The sequence below is a fragment of the Apibacter muscae genome (assembly GCF_007845595.1).
In the GTDB taxonomy this organism is placed as follows: Bacteria; Bacteroidota; Bacteroidia; order Flavobacteriales; family Weeksellaceae; genus Apibacter; species Apibacter muscae.
Window position 1 is genome coordinate 21672 of record NZ_SELI01000018.1, and the last position, 25572, is coordinate 47243.

General features: G+C 31.6%; 20 protein-coding genes. 4 read left to right on the plus strand and 16 right to left on the minus strand.

Translation table 11 applies throughout. The annotated features are described in order from the left end of the window. Positions 1-73: 73 nt before the first annotated feature. The 13 genes from dnaG to gldB all read right to left on the minus strand — a co-directional run bounded on the left by dnaG (position 74) and on the right by gldB (position 12106). Positions 74-2008: a DNA primase gene (gene dnaG, locus ETU10_RS05485; RefSeq protein WP_146310491.1), complete on the minus strand. Its 1935-nt coding sequence runs from the start codon at positions 2006-2008 to the stop codon at positions 74-76. Between the two features lie 183 nt (positions 2009-2191). Next, on the minus strand, positions 2192-2701 hold the full coding sequence (locus ETU10_RS05490; RefSeq protein WP_146310493.1) for a tetratricopeptide repeat protein: 510 nt from the start codon (positions 2699-2701) through the stop codon (positions 2192-2194). 229 nt (positions 2702-2930) lie between these two features. After that, positions 2931-3263 carry a peptide chain release factor-like protein gene (locus ETU10_RS05495; protein WP_146310495.1) on the minus strand — a complete coding sequence of 111 codons (333 nt, stop codon included), beginning with the start codon at positions 3261-3263 and terminating at the stop codon, positions 2931-2933. A gap of 12 nt (positions 3264-3275) precedes the next feature. After that, a complete protein-coding gene (locus ETU10_RS05500) occupies positions 3276-3491 on the minus strand; it encodes a hypothetical protein (protein ID WP_146310497.1) in 216 nt (71 codons plus the stop codon). 94 nt (positions 3492-3585) lie between these two features. Beyond that, positions 3586-4983: an RtcB family protein gene (locus tag ETU10_RS05505; RefSeq protein WP_146310498.1), complete on the minus strand. Its 1398-nt coding sequence runs from the start codon at positions 4981-4983 to the stop codon at positions 3586-3588. Positions 4984-5421: 438 nt separating this feature from the next. Beyond that, a complete protein-coding gene (locus tag ETU10_RS05510; protein WP_146310500.1) occupies positions 5422-6291 on the minus strand; it encodes a phosphate ABC transporter ATP-binding protein in 870 nt (289 codons plus the stop codon). After that, positions 6288-7136, minus strand: a complete 849-nt coding sequence (gene pstA, locus ETU10_RS05515) for a phosphate ABC transporter permease PstA (RefSeq protein ID WP_146310502.1) — start codon at positions 7134-7136, stop codon at positions 6288-6290. Before pstA ends, ETU10_RS05510 begins: the two co-directional genes overlap by 4 nt. Before the next feature lie 3 nt (positions 7137-7139). Next, positions 7140-8036, minus strand: a complete 897-nt coding sequence (gene pstC, locus ETU10_RS05520; protein ID WP_221410370.1) for a phosphate ABC transporter permease subunit PstC — start codon at positions 8034-8036, stop codon at positions 7140-7142. Between the two features lie 14 nt (positions 8037-8050). After that, positions 8051-8980 carry a PstS family phosphate ABC transporter substrate-binding protein gene (locus ETU10_RS05525; protein ID WP_146310504.1) on the minus strand — a complete coding sequence of 310 codons (930 nt, stop codon included), beginning with the start codon at positions 8978-8980 and terminating at the stop codon, positions 8051-8053. Positions 8981-9102: 122 nt separating this feature from the next. Further along, complete coding sequence (locus ETU10_RS05530; protein WP_146310506.1) at positions 9103-9657, minus strand: copper resistance protein NlpE; 555 nt, start codon at positions 9655-9657, stop codon at positions 9103-9105. Between the two features lie 75 nt (positions 9658-9732). Further along, the gene (gene hemB, locus ETU10_RS05535; RefSeq protein ID WP_146310508.1) at positions 9733-10710 is read right to left on the minus strand and encodes a porphobilinogen synthase; all 978 of its coding nucleotides are present in this window, start codon (positions 10708-10710) and stop codon (positions 9733-9735) included. A gap of 25 nt (positions 10711-10735) precedes the next feature. Continuing rightward, a complete protein-coding gene (gene gldC, locus ETU10_RS05540; protein WP_146261910.1) occupies positions 10736-11062 on the minus strand; it encodes a gliding motility protein GldC in 327 nt (108 codons plus the stop codon). A gap of 6 nt (positions 11063-11068) precedes the next feature. Next, positions 11069-12106 (minus strand): gliding motility lipoprotein GldB, encoded by a 1038-nt coding sequence (gldB, locus tag ETU10_RS05545; RefSeq protein WP_146261909.1) that lies wholly within the window; start codon positions 12104-12106, stop codon positions 11069-11071. Positions 12107-12149: 43 nt separating this feature from the next. Between gldB and nadE the strand changes: the two genes are divergently transcribed. The 3 genes from nadE (at position 12150) to ETU10_RS05560 (ending at position 14913) form a co-directional block, all read left to right on the plus strand. After that, entirely contained in the window at positions 12150-12935 is a 786-nt protein-coding gene (gene nadE / locus ETU10_RS05550; RefSeq protein ID WP_146310510.1) for an NAD(+) synthase, read from the plus strand. Between the two features lie 188 nt (positions 12936-13123). Continuing rightward, positions 13124-13864 carry a YebC/PmpR family DNA-binding transcriptional regulator gene (locus ETU10_RS05555; protein ID WP_146310512.1) on the plus strand — a complete coding sequence of 247 codons (741 nt, stop codon included), beginning with the start codon at positions 13124-13126 and terminating at the stop codon, positions 13862-13864. Between the two features lie 95 nt (positions 13865-13959). Beyond that, the gene (locus ETU10_RS05560; RefSeq protein ID WP_146310514.1) at positions 13960-14913 is read left to right on the plus strand and encodes a PorP/SprF family type IX secretion system membrane protein; all 954 of its coding nucleotides are present in this window, start codon (positions 13960-13962) and stop codon (positions 14911-14913) included. A gap of 371 nt (positions 14914-15284) precedes the next feature. On the opposite strand, the gene ETU10_RS05565 is transcribed toward ETU10_RS05560, so the two are convergent. After that, a complete protein-coding gene (locus ETU10_RS05565; RefSeq protein WP_146310516.1) occupies positions 15285-21491 on the minus strand; it encodes a T9SS type B sorting domain-containing protein in 6207 nt (2068 codons plus the stop codon). Positions 21492-21688: 197 nt separating this feature from the next. Here ETU10_RS05565 and ETU10_RS05570 point away from each other — a divergent pair, with 197 nt between their 5' ends. Further along, positions 21689-22192, plus strand: coding sequence for a thioredoxin family protein (locus tag ETU10_RS05570; RefSeq protein WP_146292033.1), 504 nt, complete (start codon positions 21689-21691; stop codon positions 22190-22192). On the opposite strand, the gene ETU10_RS05575 is transcribed toward ETU10_RS05570, so the two are convergent. Both ETU10_RS05575 and ETU10_RS05580 read right to left on the minus strand, forming a co-directional pair. After that, positions 22176-24179, minus strand: a complete 2004-nt coding sequence (locus ETU10_RS05575; protein WP_146310518.1) for a ComEC/Rec2 family competence protein — start codon at positions 24177-24179, stop codon at positions 22176-22178. The two genes, ETU10_RS05570 and ETU10_RS05575, sit on opposite strands and share 17 nt — an antisense overlap. Before the next feature lie 58 nt (positions 24180-24237). Next, a complete protein-coding gene (locus tag ETU10_RS05580) occupies positions 24238-25485 on the minus strand; it encodes a 3-deoxy-D-manno-octulosonic acid transferase (RefSeq protein ID WP_146310520.1) in 1248 nt (415 codons plus the stop codon). Between the last annotated feature and the right edge of the window lie 87 nt (positions 25486-25572).

The following is a 25572-nucleotide window of genomic DNA, read 5'->3' on the forward strand; positions in this document are numbered from 1 at the left end:
TGATACGTTAGTTATTTTGAAATGTACGTTTTTTAATTTATCTAAACGGAATAGTCTTAGAGGAAGCAAAAAATTACATAACCCGATTTTCCAATTGTTTAATTCTTTTTAAAAGAGTGTCTAAGTTCATCAATTGTTTAAAAATGGTTATTCTCTTTTCGTCTGTGAGATACTTATCTTTTAGTTGTAAAGCTAAAGCATTTTTCATTTGAATGATCTTCATAGATTTATAAGTTAAAATAACATCTTTAGTATTTTTCGCTAGGTTTTGTTCTAAGGTAGGCACAAATATTTCTTTGGCTTCCCAATTTTTGCTAATGGAGTACTTTTTCAACATTTTTTCCGCTGCAAAATGTGTAAATTCTTCTTCTTCCGATTTTACAAAATAACTACCGGTACGTAATTCGTTGTTTTCTAAACCTTCTATAATGTCATGGAAAATTTTGTTATAAAAGTCAATGCTAAACTGTATATCGTCTTCCTGTAGTTTTTGAACAATTTCTTCAATTACTGTGGTAGAATAGGTTTCATCCTCGTCCTGATATTTTATTTCAATTTCAAAATCCCCATAAGAAAGCATAAGGTCTAAAATATCTTCCTCTATCTTATAAGTAAAATCAACCTCTTTGGAGGATTGTTTATTTATGGCTTGCAGCTGTGGGCGTGGAGCCGAAGAAGAATTTTCTTTATTTTCCTTTGGTTGAGAAATTTGTGCCAGTTCGCTAAACAATACTTGTTCAGAAATATCTAATAAACGAGAACATTCTTTTATATAGATTTCTTGCTGAATAAGATTGGTAATTAAAGCAATGCTGCCTACAATGTCTCGGATGAGCGATGCTTTTTTTATAGGGTCTCCTTGGGTTTCTTCCAGTAAAACATCGGTTTTAAAATTTATAAAATCCTTGATGTTTTGTTTAAAATAAAGCTCAATTTCTTCCGTCGTGTGTTTGCGGGCAAAACTATCCGGATCTTCCCCTTGGGGAAAAAGTAAAACACGCACATTCATTTCCTGTTCCAGAATCATATCAATTCCACGAAAGGAAGCTTTTATACCTGCCGGATCCCCATCGTATAAGATGGTAATATTGGGGGTAAGCCTTTTAATTAGTCTAATTTGGTCTGTGGTAAGAGAGGTGCCGGAAGAGGCAACTACATTTTTTATTCCATTTTGGTAAAGGGTTATAACATCCATATAGCCTTCCACCAAATAACAATTATCTTCCTTAATGATATGGGTTTTGGCTTGAAATAACCCATACAAAGTTTGGCTTTTGTGGTAAATTTCACTTTCAGGAGAATTCAGATATTTGGCAGTTTTTCCATGGTTTTGTAAAACTCTACCCCCGAAACCTAAAACTCTTCCGGAAAAACTGTGAATGGGAAAAATTACTCTTTCGCGAAATCTGTCGTACCCAATTTCAGAATCTTCTTTAAAAATGCCAAGTCCGGATTTTTCTAGAGCTTCTCGTTTGTATCCTTTTTCCAGGGCGTAAGTAGTAAAAGCGCTTCTACTTTTAGGCGAATACCCCAATTGAAATTGTTTAATAATTTCGTCTCGAATTTCTCTTTCTCTAAAATAGGAAAGAGCTAAGGTTTTTCCTTCTTCTTCATCCCAGAGTTGTTGTTGGAAATATTCATTTGCCACTTCAGAAAGTTGGTATAAGCTTTCTTTGTTCAGCTGTATCTCCTTTTGTTCTTCGGTTAGCTCGGTTTCGTCTTCCTCTATTTCAATGTGGTATTTTTTTGCCAAATAGCGCAAAGCTTCCGGGTAGGTGTAGTGCTCCTGCTCCATAATGAAGGTAACTACGTTCCCTCCTTTGCCAGAAGAGAAGTCTTTCCAGATTTGCTTGGCAGGAGAAACCATAAACGAGGGGGTTTTTTCATCCACAAAAGGACTGAGACCTTTATAATTGCTTCCGGATTTTTTTAGGTTAACAAAATCGGAAATCACTTCTTCAACCCTGGCGGTGGAGAAAATCTTATCAATGGTTTCTTTGGAAATCATACGTACAAAAATAAGTTATTCTTACATGAGTTCGTATGGTTTTTATAAAAAGCTTTTTTATTGATCTTGTGCTTAGAAATAAAGTATAAAATAGATATGAAATTCTAAGAATTTATTTGGAATTATATTTAGGATAACGGATGAGAAATGGATAATTATACCAATAAAAAAAACAAAGGAATTCTATTTAGAATTCCTTTGTTTTTTATTCACTTTTTTTTCTTTTTGCTTGATAAGTTTAGCACGATCGTCCAGATGGCTCATAAAGCTTTGGGTATAGGTATGTAATCTAGCTTCATCAATGGCTTTTAAAGCATTTTTATAGTCTCTTTGGTATTCATACCACAAAGACTTCTTATTGTAAATAGCGGCTTTATCTATCCCTTTAACAGTTAAAGCGAAATGAATAAGCTTTTCCGCCTCTTGGAAGTCTTCATTCCATAGAAGACATTCGATATAAGGGGGGTACAATGAAATACAATGCAGATTAGAAGCCATCGCTCTTTCAAAATACTCCTTGGCGGTGGTATAATCATTAAGAACTTCGGCATACACCCTTGCCAGTAAACATAAGCAATCGGCTTGGTTTGGATCGTAAGACAAAGCGTAGTTTAGAGCTTCCATGGTATCTTCCATATTGTACGGGAAGTTGTCTAAAGCTTGGAAATAATATTTATTTTGTATGGTGTTCATTTTTATTTATTAACTATAAATACATATTTGTATTGCAAAAATAACATCTTTTGATTCATTAGTTTGGAGAATCTCTATTTTTTAGAATTTGAGATGTTTTGAGATATTTTTAAATTCAATCATTGCTTGATTATTGTTTTAGGAATTAGGTATATTTTGTACAAAATTTCATGTCTTGAAAGGTTTATAATTGATAATTTTCTTAGGTTATTTTGTTTCATGTTTAAGACTAATCTTTATGTGTGAATACCCGAATGGGATTTCCTCTTTGTATATCAGTTTGATGATTCCATTTTTCTTGAATCTGGCTTTTTAAATTTTCGTAATTTTTAAGTTTAATCTTTTCGATTAAACGATCTCTAGCCGTTTTTTTATTCTGAAATTGAGAGCGTGAGTCCATAACAAATACAGAGGTTTTTGTGGGCAGATGGGTGGCCCTAACAGCTGTATTTACCTTATTCACCTTTTGTCCTCCGGGGCCTTGTGAACGCACAGCTTGGTACTTAATATTTGTTTCTAAAATGTTTATTTCTTTTAATTCTGAAACTTCTGAAATTTCTATAAACCAATTTTTCTACTTATGAAATTTTCTAAAAGGGCTTTGTCCTATATATTGAATAACTCCTAACCAAGAGCAAATGAATTGATTTAACAATTCTTTCTCACCATATAATTCAAGGCATACCGTTTGTAAAGTGCCTTGAAAAATTCCGGAAGTTCTTTCAATAATTTTATAGTTCAATTTCTCATTATTTATTTCTTGGATCAGATGTTTTAAAATTTGAGCCACAGCTCATTCACACTCCACAGGGCCTCTGCCTGAAGTGAGTTGTAAAATTTTCTTATACATAAGCACTACGTTTTATTTATCCTCATCATGAAAGTTATTTTTTATCCATTCTTACCAATCTAGGTTTAAAAGTTCCCAGAATATCTACTAAATCAGACTGAGAGTTCATAACCTCGTTAATGTTTTTATAAGCCATTGGAGCTTCCTCCTTACTTCCTCCGATAAGTTCTACATGGTGTTTTTTTAGTTCTTTAGAAATCTCAGAATTGGTAATAACGTTTTTAGCTTTATGTCTAGAAAGCAATCTTCCAGCTCCATGAGAGGCGGAACGAAGCGCTTCTGCATTACCTTTGCCACGTACAATAAACCCTTTGGAAGTCATTGATCCGGGTATAAATCCTATTTGACCATCTGCAGCAGGTGTAGCACCTTTTCTATGTACAATTACTTCTTTACCCTCGTGAATTTCTTTCCATGCAAAGTTGTGATGGTTTTCTACCCTTGCTAATAAACGACCTCCGGTAATCTTCATTAATCTTCGATGAATATCTGTGTGGCAAGCAGCCGCATATTCTCCGGCTAAATTCATGGCTGTCCAATATTCTATTCCTAAATGAGAATCTAAATCTAACCAAGCCAATTGTTGAGCTTCTTTGGGTAAGGGACATTGTTCTATAGCTATTCGGGTATAGGTTTGCGCAATTTCAGCTCCTAGCCCTCGCGAACCACTATGAGAAAGTATTCCTAAATATTTTCCTTTGGGTAGTTGATTCATAGAATGATCTTCAAGAATTTCCACTTCTCCAAATTCCACAAAATGATTTCCACCCCCAGAAGTTCCCATTTGTTGGATGGCTTTTGCTTTTAAACGCCGTAATAATGGAATCATTTGAAAAGCTTCCTCCTCAAAAATGGAATGTTCAATATGGCTTTGGTGCGTTTCGTACATGCCAAATTTGGTATGCTCAAGCAATGCATTTAAATATTTATCCTTACTGCCTTCCAAATATGAGATAGGAACATCTAATATACTTAAACACATTCTGCACCCAATATCTACACCTACTCCGTAAGGGATAACAGCATTTTCGGTCGCTAAGACTCCACCAATCGGTAATCCATAACCTACATGTGCATCCGGCATTAAAGCTCCTCTAATTGAAATGGGGAGTTTTAAAGAGGTGTACAATTGTTGAATGGCTTCTTCGGTTATTTGTTCAATACCAAAAATTTTAAATGGGGCTCTTTGGCTTTCCAGTTTTCTTTTCTCTACCTTGGTAAGATTCAAAATTTCTTTGGCTATTTGTCCGAGCATTAAATGATTTTTATATTCATCGGGTTGATTTTGAATGTCTTTAAGTATGCTTAGTACATAAGCTTTATTCTTTTTTTCAAAGTTTTTTTGCATAACTTCGATGGCTATGTTTATGATCTTATTGTTGGGATAACCCAACTTTAATAAATCTTTTCCTTTTAATTTTATCTTGCCCATAACGGTTTAAATTTTAGTTAAAACTGTTACGATGTACTTATTTACGAATACTTAACAGTTAGTTTGATTTTATTAAAAATCAAATAAAAACAGTTCAATAAGCCTCGGACTTTAAATTGAGCATTCCATACGAAAAAATGTAGGAAGATAAATGACCATTTATCAATAGGACAATAAAAAACCCGAAGCTTTGCTTCGGGTTCATCTATTATATAATTGGATAATTTTTTGAAGTTTATTCCCGAAGCTAAGATTTTCCCATAGATGGGAAATCAATGATGTTTAATATGTGGATTATTTTGAACATTTGGCTTCGTAATTTTATTATGTTTTGTAATTTTATTCCTGCAAATTTATAGAATAAAATTTTAATTGTCCAAATTTGTTTTCAATTTGCCTTGAATTTTTTGGATGATTTATGAATTAAGTGGTTAATGGTTAGCTGAATGCACCTGAAATATATTTTTGAGTAAGCTCCTGCTGTGGATTTTCAAAAATCTCTTGTGCCTTTCCTTGTTCTATGATTTCACCCATATACATAAAAATGACATAATCGGCAATTCTTTTGGCTTGACGTAGGGTGTGGGTGACTAAAATAATTCCATATTCTTCTTTCAAGGATAAAAATAGTTGTTCTATAGTGCCGCTGGAAATAGGATCTAAGGCTGAAGTGGACTCATCCCCTAAGATAAATTCAGGTTCGACCGCCAAGCCTCGTGCTAAGCATAGTCTTTGTTGTTGACCAATAGAAAGACGGGTAGCAGGAGTATGCAAGCGGTCCTTAATTTCCTCCCATAAGCCAACAGCTTTCAAGTAGTATTCTACAACAACATTTAACTTTTTTTTGTTCTTAAGTCCATGGATTTTACAACCGTAGGTAATATTCTCATAAATGGACATAGGTAACGGGGTGGGACGTTGAGACAACAAACCTAATTTTTTTCTAAGGTGGGTAAGTTCTACATTTTTGCCATAAATATTTTCATTGTCTAGGAGTATATCTCCTTGAATTTTGACATTAGGCAGGTTTTCATTTAATCGATTAATACTTTTTAAAAGGGTAGTTTTTCCACATCCTGAAGGACCAATAATACAAGTGATACTTTGGTTGGGTATAGTAGTGTTTATATTCTTTAAGATTTTATGTCCTTGTATAGAAAGGTTAAAATCTTTGATCCGAAGATCGGGGTAACTTTTTTTACTATTAAACTTGTCGTACGGTAAAAATTCTGAATTATTGATCTTTGCAGTAGTAATAGGGTCTTTACTAAAAGTTTGTAAAAATTTATGGGGAAGAGTTAAATTCATCGTAATTTATTTTTTGAATATTTATGAAAAAAGATTCTACCTAAAATACTTAAAACTAATATGATAAGGGTTAATAAAAGTGCAGCAGCATACGCTTTTTCTCTAACTTCTGAAGAAGGGCTACTCAATTGAAAGAAAATAGATAAGGGTAGAGTAGCGGCAGGTTCATCCAAAGCGGTTGGTATATTATCCGTAAATCCTGCAGTAAATAAAACTCCAGCCGTATCTCCAATCGCTCTACCGATAGATAGAAAGGTAGCCGTACCTATACCCGGGGCTATTTGTTTAATAAAAATCTTAAGGGCTTCTAAGCGAGTAGCTCCTAGAGAATAGGTAGCATCCATTAAATCTTTAGGTAGTTCTTTGGCTGCTTCATCCATAGAACGTATAAAAATCGGAATGATTAATAAAGTTATTACAATAATTCCGGCTAACAAGGAGGTTCGTAAACCAAAATAAATCATTAAAGTAAATCCAAAGGCTCCGTAAACAATGGATGGAATACCAAATAGAACGTCGTACGTAAGTCTGCAAAGCTGGGCAAATTTGGAGTGAGTTGTTAAATAAACATTTAGGTAAAAAACTACAGGGATGCTAATCAATAGTCCAAGAATAGTGGCGCCTGCAACTATATAGAGAGATCCTACAATTGCGTTTAAAATTCCACCATCTCCTCCAATGTAAAACCCTCCGGAAGGAAGTTTAGAAATCATGGACCAATTTAAATAAGGGAAGCCATTTTTTATAATAGTCCATAAAATACTACCTAAAAATGCTACGACTATAAATGCGGCTAGATACATGAAAATCGTGGCAATACGTTCTTCTATAAATTTAAATTTCATAATTTAAAATTTAGTTTGTAAACGATGGAGAATAATTCTAGAAATTAAGTTAAAAAATAATATCATAAAAAATAATAAGAAGGCAGCAAACATTAAGGCAGATTCGTAATTGGGAATGGACATCATTTCTCCATAGTTATTGGCAATTAAAGCGGGTAAAGGGTAGCCCGATTCAAAAATTGAATGAGGGATCTGTATGGAATTGCCACAGACCATAACCACAGCTATCGTTTCACCAAATGATTTAGAAATTCCTAGTACTACAGAAGCTATGATACCGGATAGTGATTTTTTTATCACCACATTTTTAATGGTTTGCCATTGGGTAGCTCCTAAGGATGTAGAAGCTTCTTTTAAATCTTCGGGTACATTTGTAAATATTTGTGTTAATAAACTAATCAATATGGGGATTATCATTACGGCTAAGACGATACCACTGGCTAATAAAGAATATCCACTACTAGAGATAGAGAATTTGGGAGCTAAGTACTTTGAAATCCATGGGACTATGATTAAAACTCCCCATACCCCATAAATGACAGATGGGATTCCGGCAAGAATATCAAGAACAGGGCTTATAATCTTTTTAAAATGAGAAGACGCTTTCTCGCTTATCAGTAAGGCAGTGAGCAATGACACTGGAAACGCTAAAACAATGGACAATAAGGTTACCAGTAAAGTACTATAAATGAAAGGAAAAAAGCCAAATTCATTTTTAAAAGGGTTCCAATTAGAAGAGCCAAGTAAATCTTTTAAAGAATGTAACTTAAGTAAAGGCAGGGAGTTATTAAAAAGTCCCCCACCCATAAAAAATAAAAGTAAGATAGATAAAAGAGTTATAGCTAGCATGTATGACCTTGCTAGCTTATCTTTTAGTATGCGACATTTTAAAGATTTCACCTTTAATTACTTCTCTAATTTAATTTTTTTAATTCTTCTTTGGCAGTTTCTGGTGATATTTTGATAAAACCATTTTCAGTAGTGTAGCCTTGTCCTTTGGTTAATATAAATTCAATAAATTTAATAACCAGAGGATTGGTAGGCTTGTTTTTAGTAACTAGGTATAAATTTCTAGCCGGTGGGGAAGGGTATTTATGATTAGAAATTGCTTGAATCATAGAACCCATATCTTTATAAAAATCCTCATCGCCTTCTAGGTTTCCATTTTTGTTTATATCAATGGGTATAATACCTAAATTTTCTTGAGGTTTCATTGTTTTTATATCGTAAGCATAGGCAATATTGTTGTAGCCAATACCATTTACATCTTTTTGAACTGCGGAAGCTATTCCCGGATCTCCAAATACCCCTCTACCTTTTAAATCTTCTTGTTTTTCTCCCATCCATGCAGCCCAAGTTTCTCCAGCTCCACAGGCATCGGATCTTGTATAAACATTTAGGGGATTTTGATTGGTATTATTAAATATTTCGCCCCAAGTTTTATATTCAGCGTTCCATATTTTGGAAGCCTTTTCGGATGATAAACCTTTCTTTTTCATTTCACTCCATTCTGGATTCTGAGTATTCATCGTAGCTACTACTGCATCTCTAGCGACAGTAAAGGCATAAGCACCTTTTTTTATTTCTTCGTCGTGTATTTCTCTGGAAATCATTCCAATATCTACCATTCCAGATAAGACGTCGGTCATTCCCTTTCCAGCACCACCTCCTGAAATATCAATTTTCACTCCGGGATTCTCATGCTTAAATTCTTCAGCCCACTTAACCATCATGGGGTATAAGGCAAATGCTCCAGATATTTGTATTTTTTCTGAGTTTTTATTGGAGCATGAGTAAATGGTTAAAAGTAATAAAGTTAAATAGGTTAATTTTCTAAAATTCATGATATTATCGATCAATGTGAATACAAATATACTTATAAGAATTATTCCTACCAAATTGGTAGGAATTAATTTAGATTATTTACAAAAAAACCTAAAAGTTAATCTTTTAGGTTTTTTATAAGTTATTGTACTTTAATCTTTTCTTTAGTTTTGTCAATCACTTGTCCAGTGCTGTCAATTACTTCTTGTTGAATTTTTTCTTTGTCTCCTTTAATCTTAATTTTAGTTAAAACATAATTTGAGGTATTAGTTTCAGGAGAGGCGTTATTAGTAGGAGCAAGAGTTAATTGATCAATTCCAATTACAAATTCAGTGCTGTCAGGAACTAAAACCACATGTTTGTTATTAAGTACTTTGTAATTTCCTTTGGTTTCAAACACATTTTTATCTTCTGGTTTTTTCTTTCCAAGATACTCCTCTGTACGTTTAAAAGTTTTGTCCTTATTTAATTCTAAATGAGTTTTAATTCCTTCACAATCTGCACAAGGGAAAGTTCCTTCATAGGTACCGACAACTTCATCAGGGACAGGGATTTCTTCAATGGTTAGATCTGTAATTTCAATGCTATCTACAGGGATAGAATCATTATTTGATTGATTCTGTTCTGCTTTTTTATCACAACTTGTAAAAAATATAAATGCAGAAATAGCAGAAAGTAATAAAATACTTTTTTTCATTCTTAATAAAGCTTTTTTAAATTAAACCTAAAAGTTTCAAAAATAATGCCAGAGATAAAATTTTAAAGTATTCAATTATGAGTTTAATATTCTTGCTGCTTCTTTAGCGAAATAAGTTGTAATAAGACTTGCTCCTGCTCTTTTAATACAGCTAAGGCTTTCTATAATAACTTTGTTATTGTCAAGCCATCCTTGATTTACAGCCGCTTTAATCATTGAATATTCTCCGCTCACTTGGTATACCGATATAGGGACATCAACTAACTCATTTAATTTAGAAACTATATCTAAATAGGGAAGTCCGGGCTTAACCATAATGATATCTGCACCTTCATTAATGTCTTTGAGAGCCTCATTAATCGCTTCTTTACTATTGCAGTAATCCATCTGATAGGTTTTTTTATCACCAAAACCAGGAGCACTATCCAAAGCGTCTCTAAAAGGTCCATAGTAAGAACTGGCATACTTCGCAGTATAACTCATAATACCAACATCGTGAAAGTGATTTTCTTCCAAAGCTTTACGTATAGCAGAAACTCTTCCATCCATCATATCGCTGGGCGCGACAAAATCAGCACCAGCTTCTGCATGAGATAAGCTCATTTTTACTAAAGCATCTACGGTTTCGTCATTGATGATTTTACCCTCTTTAACAATCCCATCATGCCCATAAATAGAATATGGATCTAAAGCAACGTCTGGCATAACTACCATTTCTGGAACAGTATCTTTAATGGCTTTGATTGCTTTTTGCATAAGTCCTTCTTTATTCCATGCCTCTTTTCCGGTATTATCTTTAAGATTGTCGCTTACTTTAACATATAAATTGACTGCCTTAATTCCTAAAGACCATATTTCTTTAATTTCTTTCAGAGTTAAATCTAAAGATTGTCTAAAGATTCCAGGCATGGATGGTATTTCTTCCTTTATATTATTTCCTTCAGTTATAAACAAGGGAAGCATAAAATCATCAGTAGTTAGAGTAATTTCACGCATAAGATCCCTTATAGATTGACTACTTCTTAATCTTCTGTTTCTACTATGGAGTATCATGATTATTTATTTTAAAATTGAAACATTACATTTTAATACCGCTTCGATCAGCAAAATATTCGGCAAATTTTCTTATTTCCTCAGCAACATCTTCTTCATCCGTAGCTTTTTGGTAAGTATCCCCCAAAGAGATGAATACTTGGTGAATAAAACGCTTCATTTCATCTACAGGCATTTCTTTTGTCCAAAGATCAATACGTAACGCTTCTTTAGTTTTGTGGTCCCAAACGGATAGAAGGATAGATTTAGTTTCTTGTCCAACCACTCCTCCATCAGGAGCTGCCCAAATAATTTTTTCAGGGATATGATTTTCATCTAAATCAATAGCAAAGTTTATTTCAGTCTCTTTCATCTCTAATTATTTTTCTGATTCAACGGTTTCGTTTTGTTTGGGTTTATATCTGGATTTTGAAAAAATTTGATCGTGATTGGTATTATTTATAAAATCTTGCAATTTTATTTCTGGATTTTCTTGTAAATATTTTTTTACTATTTGCCATCCTACCCAAGATCCTATATTCCCCGGGCTATGGGTATCAACTTCTGTATAAAATTTAGAAAAAGGAGCTAGAGATAAAAATCTATCGGATAAACCAATATCGTCACTAAATAGATAATTCTCTTGTACAAAGAAATTCCAAATATCAAATTCATTATTTTTCGCCCAATCGTATTGTTCTTTTGTATATTCCATTTTATACTCATCGGGTAAATCTGGGAGAAATGCATCTTTTAAAGCGAGGATTTTTCCCTGCCGTATCATTTGTGAAACAAAATTTTGGCTGTTTAATTTTTTAGGTAATAAGTTTAATTGTTTAATAATTTCATCGGTAACTTTAGAACTTAAATAGTTTGGGCTCATAGTTTTTTGAAGATATTTATCAATCCTAAATAGATTGTAATATTTATTATCAGCACCTAAAAAATTATCAGTAGCTATAAATATTGCATTTTGTTCAGGGACGTAAGTAACAGGGTTTAAATAATCCTGTAAAAAGGAAGAATACAAATAAACTTTAGGAATTTTAAATTCGGGATAATAATATTTAATATGACTAAAAAGATCCGTAAGATCTTTCTGGATTTGACTCGTATTTACGTTTTTTACAATTTCTTTATAAATATTTAATTCAGTAGTATCCCTGCGTTGAGTTTCATATTTTTGATCTGAAATTCTAGCATCTAAAAAAAATGGATATTTCTCTTTAAAATTTGAAATGGGAGAGTTTAAATTATAAAAGTCTTTGGAAATATCTATAATTTCAACTTCTGATTCTGAACCGCCAACATCAATTTTCCAACGTTTGGAATATTCTTCCGCTTTGTTTTTTTTTGAGCAATTGCTAATTAGTGCTAAGATTAGAAAAAAGTATAAAAACTTCGTTATTTTTACCATTGGATTTTTTAAATTTAAAAAACAATAGGCAAAGATACGTATTATGAAAACACAAGAAGTAATTTCTTATATTATAGAATGGCTGAATGATTATATTAAAAATTCAGGAATGAAAGGCTTTGTAGTGGGAGTTTCTGGAGGGATAGATTCTGCAGTGGTTTCTACTTTGGCAGCTGCTACAGGTAAACCGGTTTTATTATTAGAAATGCCGATACATCAGCCCATAGAACAAGTTTCTAGAGCTCGAGAACATATGGATTTTTTAAAGAATAAATTTTCTAATGTTTTAACTAAGAGGGTAGATTTGACTAATTCGTTCGATATTTTAACTGATGCTTTGGAGGTGGATGAAGGTAATACAAATACAAATTTGTCTTTAGCTAATACGCGTTCTCGTTTGCGAATGACTACTCTTTATTACTATGCCGGATTGTATAATTTTTTGGTATGTGGAACAGGGAATAAAATAGAAGATTTTGGAGTGGGGTTTTTTACTAAATATGGAGATGGTGGAGTGGATATTAGCCCTATTGCAGATTTATTAAAAAGTCAGGTTTTTGAATTGGCGAAAGAGATGGGGATATCTCAAGAAATACAAAAGGCAAAACCTACCGATGGTTTATGGGGAGATGATCGCTCGGACGAAGATCAGTTGGGGGCCACCTATCCTGAATTGGAATGGGCTATGAGTGTACATAAAAATCATGTATCTTCTGATTTTTCGGGTAGACAAAAAGAAGTATTTGAAATTTATGAGCGTTTAAATAAAGCGGCACAACATAAAATTAAACCGATACCTATTTGTATTATTCCTAAAGAGTTGATGTAGATATGCGGATGATGTACCGGATTTAAGTTTTATAGATTTAAGTTGATAAAGGAGGCTGTTTTTACTGAATCAATTGTGTTGGCTATAACTTGTTTAGAAGAATTAAAGGGAATCATTTGAATTCATAATTTAATTTTTAATCCATCCTTACAATTCTTATTTTTGTCTATAATTTTTTAAACTTGAATATGGGAAGAGCATTTGAATATAGAAAGGCGTCTAAACTAGCCCGCTGGGATAAAATGGCTAAGCAATTTAGCCGTATTGGAAAAGAAATTGCAATTGCTGTAAAAGCAGGAGGACCAAACCCGGAAGCAAATCCAGCTTTACGTCGTTGTTTGCTTAATGCTAAAGGGGTTAATATGCCTAAGGATAATGTAGAGAGAGCTATAAAAAAAGCTTCCGGTGCTGATGCGGAACAATACGACGAGGTAACTTATGAGGGGTATGGACCTGGAGGGATTGCAATTTTTTTAGAATGCACGACCAATAATACAACAAGAACCGTTGCTAATGTTAGGGCTATCTTTAATAAGTTTGATGGGAATTTAGGTAAAAATGGAGAATTGACCTTTGTTTTTGATAGAAAAGGTATTTTTACTTTAGATAAAGATTCCATTGCAATGGATTGGGAAGACTTTGAATTGGAGATGATTGATGCGGGGGCTGAAGAGGTTGATATCGAGGATAATGAAGTTATTATTACCAGTTCTTTTGAAGATTTTGGTTCCATAAACCATAAGTTTGAAGAATTGAAAATAGAGCCTAAAAGTGCTGATTTACAAAGATTGCCCAATACAATGAAGGCGTTGCCTTTAGATCAGGCACAGATAATTATGAAGATGTTAGAAAAATTTGAGGACGATGATGATGTTCAACACGTTTTTCACAATATGGAAATAACGGAAGAGTTACAGAACTCCTTATAATTAATCATAGAACTAATTAAAAATAGCTTTTTAATATTTAAATTAAAAAGCTATTTTTTTTTCATATTTTTGCTTTATAAAGGATAAAATATTCTATGAAAAATTTCAAATTGTTATTATTATTTAGTATATTTTTTTTAAATAAAAATTTTGCTCAGCAAAGTATTCCTTTTGACCAGCAATATCTGTTATCCGATAAAGTTTTAATAAATCCATCTTATACAGGCTCTACAGACGACATTGTATTTAAAGCTACGTACCATCAGCAATGGAATAACATAGAGTCCAGTCCAAATACACAAACGATAAGCCTACATTCAAATATTTTTGATCGTGTGGGTTTGGGAATATATTTATTTAGGGATGAGAACGGGCCGATGTTACTAACAGGTTTTAATTTATCAAGTGCCTACCATATTCCTTTGGGCGATGAAGATCGCACCAAAAGTCAATTTTCATTTGGAGCTTCAGTAAGTATGTTTTCTCAATCTTTTGATTATTCAAGACTTCGTCCCGATGATCTATTTGATCCGTTAATATATAATAATAAAACAGTATTTCTTCCTTATCTTAATTTAGGTATGTCTGTTTATTATTCTGGTTTTTTTGCCGGGGTTTCTGTCTTGGATTTACCTTTGGGGCAAAATAAACCAGTGGTAAACTCTATAGAGCCTTCGCCTTCGTGGTATTATCTTAATTTAGGGTATGATTGGCAATTACCTTCCAATCTATTTATTGAGCCATCAATGATGTTTACACTGAATACAAATGCTGAAAAAATGATAGATTTTAATCTTCGAGCTAAATATCAGAGTGAGGTTAATTTATTTGCAGTAGGTGTAAGCTATAGAATTGCGAATGACTCTAAAATTAATGGACCTTTATCTTTGACTCCATTTTTTCAAGCGGAATTAAATAAACTTAATTTTTCTTTCGGTTATAACTTTGGGTTGACGGATATTTACAAAGAAGGAGGAAATGGTTTATTGGTGGGGTTAGGTTATAATTTAGATAACTTTATAAATTCCAGAGGTTTTAGATATAGATAATTATGGTATTAAGCTATATTATAGTTATTTAAATGGCTTCTTATTCGCTTATAAATCATTTGTATTTTTTTGATATTTATATTTCTAAAAAATAATGGCTTAATAAAAATTTTAAGTATAAATAAAAATTATATCATTTATGTTTAGCATATGTGAATTTTTTAATCTTAAAGACTTTTTTTACCAAAGAATTTTTAAAATTAATTATTGAAAAACTAATTGTTTTGTAAGTTCATCATTGAATAATTATATATACTAAGGTTAAAGGCTTTAGTTTTCATTAATTTTTACTTTTATTAATATAATTTAAATAACTAGAAAAACAAAAGGCAAGGTTATAACCTTGCCTTTTGTTTTTAATTTATCGAGATTTATTTATAAGTATCGATATCATCATAATTTCGCAGTAAAATCCATCCCGTAAATTTTCTTCCATCTGCAATAGTGATAATGTACCAGTAAGAAGCAGTTGGTAAAACTCTGCCTAAATATTTTCCATCCCATAAGAAATAAGTATTGGAGGATTCTTCAAATACAATTTTACCATAGCGATTAAAAATTTTTATATGGGAATATTCGCCATTAAACATGCTTAATCCACCAAGTCTCCAAACATCATTGTGTCTATCTCCATTGGGAGTAATTACATTAGGTATTCCAAATATTATTCCTTTGGAAGATATTGAATTACACCCATTGGCTTTTGAGCGGACATAAACGGTGTATATACCTTCGGATAAGTTAGAGAAAGTATTGTCATCCTGCCAATGAATCTGATCCAAAGAATATTCTAAAGGTGCAGGGCCTTGGGCAATTACTGTAATATAATCCTTGCCCTGTTTCAATTCCATAATAACAGGTTCTCTTAAAAGTTTAATTTCTATGGTAAAGGTAGAAGGGCATGTGATGCCATAGTTTAGGTTTTTACTAACTTTTAGCGTGTAAATACCTGTTTCTGAGATGTCTATATATCTTTGATTGCTAATTACTTTACCGTTCAAGGACCATTCCCAGAAATCATAATCTCCTCCATCTAAAGTACCCTTACCCCTAGGACAAATAAAATCTTCAGCAGGTAGTGGATTGGTGGAATAATACGTTTTTAATTTTATTTTAGCTAAAGAATGACATCTAGTATGGTTTGCCGGATATTCTTCTACTCTAACATAAACATAATCTTCAATGGCTTTTTTATTGATATAGGAGGTGAAATTTAAAATTGGATTTTGATTATTTTGAGCATCTTCTAAAGTAGAGAAATAAGAAAAGGAAATGTCTGAATCCTCGGATATTTCCTCAGAAACTAAAGTTAAATCAAAAGAAGAAAATCCGTCGTTATCTTCATCACAACCAACTAATTCCACTTCTTTATTTATTAGATTTATTTTTGGATTAGTATTTAGTATTAAAGTTCCCGTAGTTACGCATGAAGTGTTTTTTTCAATAACACGGATGGCTAATTTTTTAGGGAATTGTGAAAAAGGAATAATATATAATCTATTCTTATCAATGGCATGGTTACCGAGCTCAGCATCGGTGGAATTTTCATAGAAGCCGATGTCATAGTTCTCATGATTAGAAAGGATTAAATGTTCCAATTCAGTTAATGAAACTTCATAGATTTCATCTAAATTGTCATCACAAAAAATATAGTTTACGGAATTAATTTTTGGTGCTTCAAGCTTGTTGATGGTTATCTCTTGTAACTGGTAGCATTGTGTTGTTTTACTTTTGAACTTAACCCAGATTTTTGTAATACCTATAGGAAGTTTATAATTGGCAATTTCTGAGGATGGGATGGAGATATCTCCTGTCGCATTTTCTTTACTGGTATGAAAACTTATCTCTAAATCTGTTTGTATGGCTAAGTCTAATCCAGATAGAAGACCTTTAGTTTCATCATTTAAATTGATAGTATTTTCTGTTTTTCCGTCGGATTGAAATTCGCAAATGGTAATTTCCGGAATATTGGTAATCTTTATGTATGGATAAGTACGAAGTTTAATCTTAGCAATTTGGTCGCAATAATTACCTTTCGGGTCTTTAATTCGTACATAGATATAATCAATAGTATATATACCTTCTTTATCGTTAGTTATTCGACTGGTATAAGTTAAAGGATTATTTATCGGAACAGCTTGGTTATCTCTAGCCTCATCTTCAGATAAATAATAGCTAAATTGAGCATCTATAAGATCTGTTAAGTTATTTTCTGCCAGAGTAAGATTAAAAATACTATTTCCATATCCTACCTTATCACATTCTGTCAGTTCAACAACTTCTTTCTTTAAATTCACTTTCGGATTCATATTAAACATGATTGAAACTAAAGAGAAGCATCCAGTTTCTTTGTTGTCTATTCTCACCCATAATTGATAAAAATAGGGATCTCCGGGAGTGTCGGGGGCTGTTAATTCAGACTCGGTAAGAGTAAAGTTTTTATGGTTTACTTTGTTTTGTTTATTTTCAGCATCCGTTAATGATCTATAGAAACTAAAGTCATATACTTTGTCCATTACACTTTCCAGTTCTCCCGTAATTATTTGAGATCTAAATTGTTTGTAATCATTTAAATCTTCAATAAGGAACTTTCCATCTAATTTTCCATCTGTATCGTCACACAAGTAAGGGAAAATTACTTGTGCTTTAGGGGTTGGATTGATTACTACATCCAGCCTTTTTATAATAAAACATCCAGTGGTAGAGTTGGTAAACTTTATGTAGAAAGCATCTTTGTCAGAAACAGTAATTCCATTATCAATTAAACTTTGAGAAATAGTACTTGTTAAATTATTTCCAGCTTCTTGTAAAGTATAATGATAAGTAATGGTATATAAAGCTATGTTTTTTGGGTTAATTACCATATCTTTTGCTAAATCCTTCAAATCGATAATTTGCGTTTTAACATCAGCGCAGAAATTTATAAACTTATTCTGAAATTCATTTTCCATCGAAGGATATGCTTTTAAGGTAAACGGACTTACAGTGTAACAATTGGTTTTTTTGTTTGTAACCTTTACCCATAAAGTAATTGGAAATGAAGAAATGGTTGCGATGCCAGATGTTCCAACAGGTTGATCAAAGTACTCATCGTACGAGAATGAGAATGAATAATCATTTTCAGTGCCTTCAGTAATAAAATCTAAATTGAATTGATTTAAATTAATTTTTTCAAGTGTTGTATTATTGCTGTTCTTAGAAGCGTTATCACAAACCCAAAATTCTTTATTGGTTTGAATAACTGGGGGAGGAATAAGTTCAAAATTTAGTTTAAACAATCTACGGCAACCGGTTTGAGAATCAGTAATTACTAAATATAAATAAGTAGTTGGAGTTGCCTGTATGAAAGTTGCGATCTCGTTTTTATTTTCATTTGCATCTTTTTCATTAAGATAGAATTGTAAATCCAATGTTTCTTTTTTTAAAAAGTTATTGGCTTGTATTAAATAATTTTTTATATCTATAATCTTAATGTTCTCAATGTTAGGTTCTTCATAATCGCAAATGGATATTGTATTACTACTCAAGTCCTCTATTTTTATTGGAATTACAGGCAAAGGAATAATTTTAAAACATCCAGTAGTAAGGTCTTCTACACGAATAAATATCGTGGTCTCTTCTTTTACTTGGTAAAGAGGAGGTTGGTTTAGATTTCCGTATGTTCCAATGTAATATTCTGAATTTTCATCTCCTTTTTCCGCTGCATATTCATCAGAATAAAAAATTATCCTAGTATTTTCTGCTATTTCACTCAGTACCAAACTTAGATCGGTTTTATTGTCCGTGTCATCATAGCAAACATTTAAAAGATTGATAATTTTAGGCAGGGCAACAGCCGTAGTAAAGGTGAAGTTTAATGTTATTTTATATGCGCAACCGTTGTTTTTTCTTACACTTAAACTTATGGTAGAAGGGCTAGATTTCATTTCAAATTCTTTAGGATCTTCTACATTTAAATAAACAATTTCAAAAATATCTTTTGAAGTACCGTTAAACAGTTTTTTTACATCATCTTCGTAAAGTTTGAGGTTTATTTTTTCATAATTATCCCCCCCAAAATCACAAATGGTATAATCTAAATTAACAGTATCCATCTTCTCAAGTTTTAAATTAATTTCGTAGTTGTAGGAACATCTATCGTAATTCATTAAAACATAAACTTTTACGTATTTGTTAGAATACAATTGAATGGTTGTAATAGGAAGATCTTGATTGTTGAATGGATCTTTAAGATAATTCTCTATATCTTCAATAGACTTAAAGTATAATAATTTATAATTGGTATTTTTATATAGTTCGTTAAATTCTTTGTCAAGAGAAATTATAACTTCCTTAGAGTCTGCATTTTCATAATTACATACATTAAAGTATTCTTCTTTAAACTTAAGTTTAGTGGTAAGTAGCACTGAAAAGCTATTCCGGGTAATTATTCCTGTGTCTTTTATTTTATATCGAACGATGAAAGTTTTTTGATAGGACGGTGGTGTGTACTCAATGGTGTAAGGGTTCTCAACAAGTTTGTTATTCGTGTCAGTAATATCTAAAATTTCAATATCGTCTAAAGTAAGTCCTTTAGGGAGTTGATATATAAAATAGTTCCTTATTAAATCTATTTCATGAGTACCTTCTGGAACATCACATAATATTGGTCCTTCCCCGTCTCCTGCTAATTCTCCTCCACCAGGATTTCCATCACAATCTCCGTCTGCTCTAAAATGAATTGTAGTTGTGCCTTCGCAAGAGGTGGTAGGGTCCGTAATTTTTACAAACACAATACCGTCTAGTGTAATCTTAGCACTCTTAGGGTTTTTAATTTCATAGCTGCTATTATAAATAGGAGAAGTATAATATTTAACAATGTTATTTATATTATTACCATCGGGATTCACATATAATTCCTGCTCAAATTGAGTGAGATCTATTTCGATTTCTTGTCCTTCCAACAGAAAACAAACTAGTTTTTCAAGATTGTCAACTAAACGCAAGCTAGAGGATAAATTCAGGTTTACTGAAAATATATTTGAACAATTGGAGTCGTTAAAGCTTTTGTTCCAAACCCTTATATATAAAGTTGTTGATGAAGAAAGTGGGTATTTGCTAAGATTTACAATTTCATTCTTATTTGAGGCTGCATCTGATTGGTTATTAAAAAATTTTATATTCATCGTGGAACTAGAAAAACCACTTAGCTGATGGGCAACATCTGAAATAAGATTAATAGTAAGGGGGGAGTTAGAGCTGGTATTGCAAAAATTAAAGGTTTTATTGTCCTGTATTTTTGGCTTTCTATTTATGCGTAGTTTTATTGTTGAAGTGGTGTAGCAAAGTTTTTCTTTTATTACACGTACATAAACGGTAGTGTTATCAGAATTATACTGGAAATGTTTAGGATCAGCAATTAAATATTTTTCCTCTGCATTTTCAGCCCCAGATAATGAAGTGTAATAGACGAACTTCAGATCGTCCCTGCTATTTATAGATTTTTGAAATTTGGTTAAATCCACTTCAGCCGTTTCACCTTCGTTTAGACATGGAATTGCAGTCTGGTCCATCTCCACGTTATTTGCGGTTGGAAAGTCTGGTAAAAACTTAACTTCAATTTCGGATTCTTTAGTAACTGTAGTACATAAGCTATAAGTAACAACAACTTTATATTTTGTATCTACGCTGGGATTAACAACCAACGTAGGATTCGAACCAATTAATTTATTATAACTGTCGTACCACTTAACAGATATGCTTGAACTGCCTGAAGGTAAGAATCTCCAAGCTTCGTTTTTTGCTTCCCATTCTCCTGTATTTCTTCCTGGGGCAGCAATACCGTTAGATCCAGTAGCATTGGTAATACCGATTAAAGCTTTCCGCTCTTTACTTGTAGTGCTGTTTAAATCTTTATTCTTTACATAAATATCAATAACATTTGTAGTTTCATAAAGAACAATTTGTGAAGTAGACTTTTTGTTTGAACTAAATTGTGGAATTTCATTGTAATTGATAATAAATTTTCGATAAGGAGCTGTACCCACCACATATATTTTTACCAAATCTTTACTAGCCTTATTTTCATCCACTAGTTGCATGTCATGATAAGCTCCAAAAATGGAAGCAATAGGAAGACTAGAATTTGGAATGCTTCCACTAATCGTGTAAGGATTTTCTTCATTGGCATACAAAGTATTAAAACTAACTACCCCATTGTCACTAATTACAATGCTGGAATATTCTTTTCCGTAGAAACAAAATTTAAAAGGCAATGGTATTTTGGAGCTAAAAGCATCATCTCTGATGCCATCTTTTCTTTCAATATGAATTAAAGATCCAGCACCAAAATCTACTACAGGATTATACTCTATTGAAGCTACAGTGTAGTCATTGGTGACTCGTATATCGCTATAGTTTGCAGTTAATTTAATTCTGTTGGGTTGGTCGTTGTAAAAGTTGTAAGCACAGTCAATGTTTATGATTTCAGAAATACCATTATGATCATTTATGGTAACATTGGGTACAATAACTTCTTGAGCGAATAGACTTTTAAGGCTAAAAAGTAATGAAAGTAAGAAAGAAAAAAAAAATCTCATTATGGCAATATTAGTTTTAATTTGGTTATAATATTATTTAAAAAAAATAAAATAAATATAATAATTAAATTATTAAAGTAAAAAATATAAATTTTATACGAACCAAAAATAAGAATTTAAAATTAATTAAATGAGATTAATTTTTACTTTTGTAGAAGTAAGTTATATTAGTGTAAAAATTAAATCCAACTTTTAAAATGAAGTTTATTTCAGTAATAATTATAAGTATATTCTCATTAAATTTTTTGATAAGCCAAGAAAATCATTTAATCAATTGGATGAATATTGAAAATGCAGATAGTTTACAGCAAAAGGGCGATAAACGTTTAATGTTGATAGATGTTTATGCGGATTGGTGCGGACCTTGCAAGTTGATGGATAGAAATACATTTAACAATCAGTCCGTGGCAGAATACGTAAATGAAAATTTTATACCTGTAAAGCTTAACGCAGAATCCAAAGACGATATAAAATTTAAAGGGAAATATTATTCTTGGGTTACCGACGGTAGAGTGGGAGTGCAGTCTTTGGCTTATAGTCTTTTGAACGGAGAATTAAGATATCCATCCATAGCCTTAGTAGACAACAAAGGTCAAACATTAACAGTAGTTACAGGATATTTTCCAGCTCAAGACTTTTTGGAAGCTCTAAAGGATTTAAAAAGTCAAATTGATGAATATTATGCTAAGGAAGGGAAGTAATGTAAGCCCCTTGTTTGCTAGTAATCCATACATTTTCTTTGGAAGGGACTCCTAAATCATTACTTTTTGTAGCTTGAGAATCTGAGATAATTATTGAATGAGAATTTGACTTTTTTATGGACGGTTCAAAAGAAGATACAATAATTGTTGTCTTATTTGTATTTAGTGTTGATAGTTGTTTATAGTTTAAAGCTTTAATGATTTTACCTTCCCAAAAATAATCTCTATCTAAATAAAAATTTCTATATTCAGTATTCGAAATTCTTTCACCAGCCTCGTAAGGAATAAGAATATGCTTTTGTATATCAGAAAGGTTTAGAGTTGAATCTTTTAAAATTAAAAGTTGATTTCCGTTTCTTAAACCCACTAAAGTTTTAGTGTGATGAAAAACGATCACTTGCTTTTTATAATCGTTTTTAATTTTTAAGCTTAATCTAGTAATTTGAAAAGCTATTAAACTTAATAAAAAAGGAAAAAAGTATTTGAGTTTATAAGGACTTTTAAATATATATCGAATACTTACACAGCTGAAAGTTAAAAATAATGCTTCCACTAGTCCCAAAGGAATATTTTTATACATAAAAGTATTTTGTGAAGAAATCCATGAGGTTGAATTTACCAGTAATTTTATTAGAAAATCATAAATAAATGCAGAATAGGAATGAAAATCATTAGGCAGATAAAGAAATAAAAGTTCAACAATTGAAGCATAAGTAATGATAAATGAATAAGGAATAATGATAAAATTGAATGGTATGGATAGTAAGGAGAATTGATGAAAATAGAAGATTACCCATGGCAAAGTACCCAATTGTGCCGCAAGGGTTACAGACAATGGATTTATAATCCATTGATTGAATCCTTTGTAATTGGTTTTTAGTATTAAAGATAGAGGTTTAGCAAGCCAACATAAGAAAAATACAGCGCAGTAGCTCAATTGAAAACCAATGGAATAGACTTCATAAGGATTTATTAATAAAATGACAATGGCAGAAAGAGCAATGCTGTGATAAATATTTGAAATTCTTTTTAATAATTCAAAAATATAAAACAAGCTTATCATTAAACAGGCTCTAAATACTGAAGATGAAAGACCTACCAATATTGCGAATAACCAAACAAAGAAAAGAGAAATTATAATTACTAAAGTTCTCTTTTTTCTCCCTAAGCATAAATGAAAAACAGAGAAAATTATACTAAATATAAAAGCAATATGCATTCCTGAAATGGCTATTAAATGCATAATTCCAGATTGGGAATAAGCCTCTAAGGTATTCTTATCCATTTCAAAACGATCGCCGAGTAGATAAGCTTTTAAAAATTCCTTAGATTCTTTAGAAAGATTGGAATGATTTATTTTTTCAACAACTCTCTGATTAAGATTTTTTATTTTATATAGAATGGATTGATGAGGGGTTATCGACAGAATTTTTTTCACATCAGCCATTTGCAAAATGTATTGTTGTTGCAAGTATTGGGAATAATTAAATTGATGTGGATTTAAAGGTTTGATTGGGTCTTTCAATTCTACAAGTAAATCATATTGGTTCCCTAAGGTTAAAACAGAATTAAATTTTTCTTTATCTACTAAAAGTAACACATCTCCACAAGTGGAATAAAATTTGTCCTTGTTAGCAATTTGGTTTACTTCTGCAACATATTTTCTGCTTTTAGAATTGGAATTGCCTTGTTCTTTAACTGTAACAGAAATGAACTGTATAGCATTATCCTCTTTAAAATGAATATAATGATGCAGAGGTAAATATGAGTTTATTTTAACTAAAGTAGTTCCAAGGACAGTCCAAAAAATAAATAAAAGTATTGAGAAAGTAATTCTAAGCTTTATGCTCTTTCTAATAAAGAATAAAGTAGTGAAAAGTATCCCTAATATGGAGATTAAAAAATAGAATTTAAATGATAAAAAATCTCCTAAAAAAATTCCTATAATTAAAAATAATAAATAAAAGATATACGGGTTTTTATCCATAAAAAATCCTATATTTTTTTATCCTATAAAAATAGATATAAAAAATAAATAAGAAAATTTATAATTGATTGTCTAAATAATCTACTATAATTTGGGTGGAATTAGGTTTATTCAATACATAATTTTGAGCTTTACCTCCCAAAGAATTTCTATAATCAGGGTCTAAAACTAAAGAATTAATAATTGAATTAAACTCTGATTGATTTTTGATAACTATTCCTCCGTTTGAGTTAGACAATTCTTCTGCTTCTATAAATTTATCATAGATCGGTCCAAAAATTACGGGTTGTTTATAAACCGCAGGTTCTAAAACATTGTGAACACCTTCTTTTCCAAACCCTCCTCCTACATAAGAAATATCTCCATAAGAATATACCGAATTTAAAATGCCAATGGTGTCCAGAATGAGAACTGAAAAATCACTTAGATCAAGTTCCGGGTTAATCTCTGAATAGAATAAAACCTTACAATTAAACTTATTTTTTAAATCAATAAAGTATTCCTTATTCATATTATGAGGAGCAATTACAAACTTTAGCTTTTTATTAGTATTTGAATTGATGAAGTTTATAAACAATTCATCGTCTTTTTTCCATGTACTACCAGCAACTATCAATGTATTATTCTGTTTGAATTGAGCTAGCCAAGGCAAATCATGTTTTAAATTTAACAACATCTTTACCCTATCAAATCTGGTATCTCCAGCTACAGTAGCTTGAGTAATATGTATGGAATTTAATAAATATAAAGATTTATCGTTTTGAACAAAAAAATGGTTTATATTTTTAAGGATGGAAACCATCCATTTTCCATTAGGTTTAAAGTAAATTTGATTTTCACGGAAAATAGAAGAAATAAAAATGGTCTGGATTTTATTCTTTGAAAGTTCATTCAATAATTGAAACCAAAAATCATATTTAACAAAAATAGCACAGGAAGGATGCAATGCCTTAATCAATTCTTTAGCATTAAGAGAAGTATCTAAAGGAAGATAAAAGATAACATCGGCCCAAGATTTATCTTTTACCACTTCGTATCCCGAAGGGGAAAAAAAACTTACAGCAAATTTATAATTAGGATATCTATCTTTTAATGCGTTAAGTACAGGAAGTCCTTGCTCATACTCACCTAAAGAAGAAGCATGCATCCAAATAACTTTATCATTTTTAGAGATTTTGCTTTGTATGTAATTAAAAACATTCTTTCTTCCCTGTATCCATAATTTTGCTTTAGGATGAAAAAGTGATGCTAATTTCATTCCCATGCCAAGTAGTTGGATTCCTAGGTTATAAAAAGTTGAATTCATTAAGAACAAACTTAATTAAAATAAAATTATATTTTTCCACTCTGATTTTTAATACGATTAAGAACCCGTAAATATAAATAACTAAGT